The following is a 1,283-nucleotide window of genomic DNA, read 5'->3' as shown; positions in this document are numbered from 1 at the left end:
TGAGGTTCCCCCCGTTGCACGGACACCCGCGGTGAGGTCACTCGGCGGTGTCTGAGGGCAGGTTGAGCCCTTCGAACGTGACGGGGCTGTGCATCCCGATACTGGAATGCCGCCTGTATGGATTATACCAGCACTCCAGCCATTCGAAAACAGCACTGGCAAGTTCTTCGCGGGTTTTCCAGGTGCGGGTGTCGAGCAACTCCAGCTGCATTGTCCCCCAGAACGACTCCATCATCGAATTGTCGTAGCAATCCCCGACCGTGCCCATCGACCCGAGCAGGCCGGCCTCCCGGAGACGCTTACCGAACGCCCATGATGTGTATTGCGTCCCGTGATCGGAATGCAGGATGGTGGATCCGGCCTGCGGGGTGCGCCGGGTCACGGCCATCGCCAGCGCACTGACCACCAGATCGGTGTCCGGACGGTTGTCGATCGACCAGCCGATAATCCGTCTGGAATAGGCGTCCATGACCGCAGCGCAGTACAGTTTTCCCTCTCCGGTGGGGTGTTCGGTGATATCGGTCAGCCAGAGGCGGTCCGGGCCGTCCACCTCGAACCGGCGCTGCACCAGGTCCTCCTCGGCCGCCTGATTCACCAGGTTGCGGCGCCCCTTGCGCCGGTAGACGCCCTGCAGCCCGTCCTGGCGCATCAGCCGCTCGACCCGTTTGCGGTTGACCCGCTCACCCAGCCCGAGCGTCAACTCGGCGTGCACGCGCGGCGAACCGTAACTGCCACGCGACTCGGCATGGATTTCGCGGATCATCTTCGTCAATTCCTTGTTCCGCAGCGCCCGGGGCGGCTCAGGACGCCCCAGCCAGTCGTAATATCCCGAGGTGGATACGTTCAGCACTCGGCAGGCCACCGCGACCGGGATCGAGTCGTCGGCGAGTTCACGGACCAGCGAGTAGATTACTTTGGGAGTACGTTTTCCCGGGCGAAGTAGGCGGCAGCCCGCTTGAGGATCTCGTTCTCGGTCTCCAGCTGCCGGTTACGCCGACGCAGTTCGGCCAGTTCCTTCTTCTCCGCAGTGGTCAGGCGGTCGCCACCGCCTTTTCCGCTGGCCTCGTTGTCGTCGGCGTTGGCCTGGTTCACCCAGTTCTGCAGGCAGGACCGGCTGATTCCCAGGTCCTTGGCGATCTGGACCATGGACTTATCGCCCTGACGGGCCAGGTCGACCGCGCGGCGCCGGAACTCGGGCGGGTGTGGTGACGGCATGGCGAACATCCTTCCTGATGATCGCCGGTGACCTCAGGACAGGTGTCCGCTGAACGGGGGGAAGCTCA

General features: G+C 64.1%; 2 protein-coding genes. Both read right to left on the bottom strand.

Going from position 1 to position 1,283, the window contains the following annotated elements:
• Window positions 1–37: 37 nt before the first annotated feature.
• Complete coding sequence (locus tag ACGWYJ_RS38865) at window positions 38–901, bottom strand: IS3 family transposase (RefSeq protein WP_395111706.1); 864 nt, start codon at window positions 899–901, stop codon at window positions 38–40.
• 8 nt (window positions 902–909) lie between these two features.
• Complete coding sequence (locus ACGWYJ_RS38860) at window positions 910–1,224, bottom strand: transposase (RefSeq protein ID WP_395111705.1); 315 nt, start codon at window positions 1,222–1,224, stop codon at window positions 910–912.
• Window positions 1,225–1,283 lie beyond the last annotated feature (59 nt).

Source organism: Actinomadura sp. SCN-SB, assembly GCF_043906805.1.
In the GTDB taxonomy this organism is placed as follows: domain Bacteria; phylum Actinomycetota; class Actinomycetes; order Streptosporangiales; family Streptosporangiaceae; genus Spirillospora.
The sequence above is the reverse complement of the archived record's forward strand: the minus strand, read 5'-3'. Positions and strand labels throughout refer to the sequence as shown.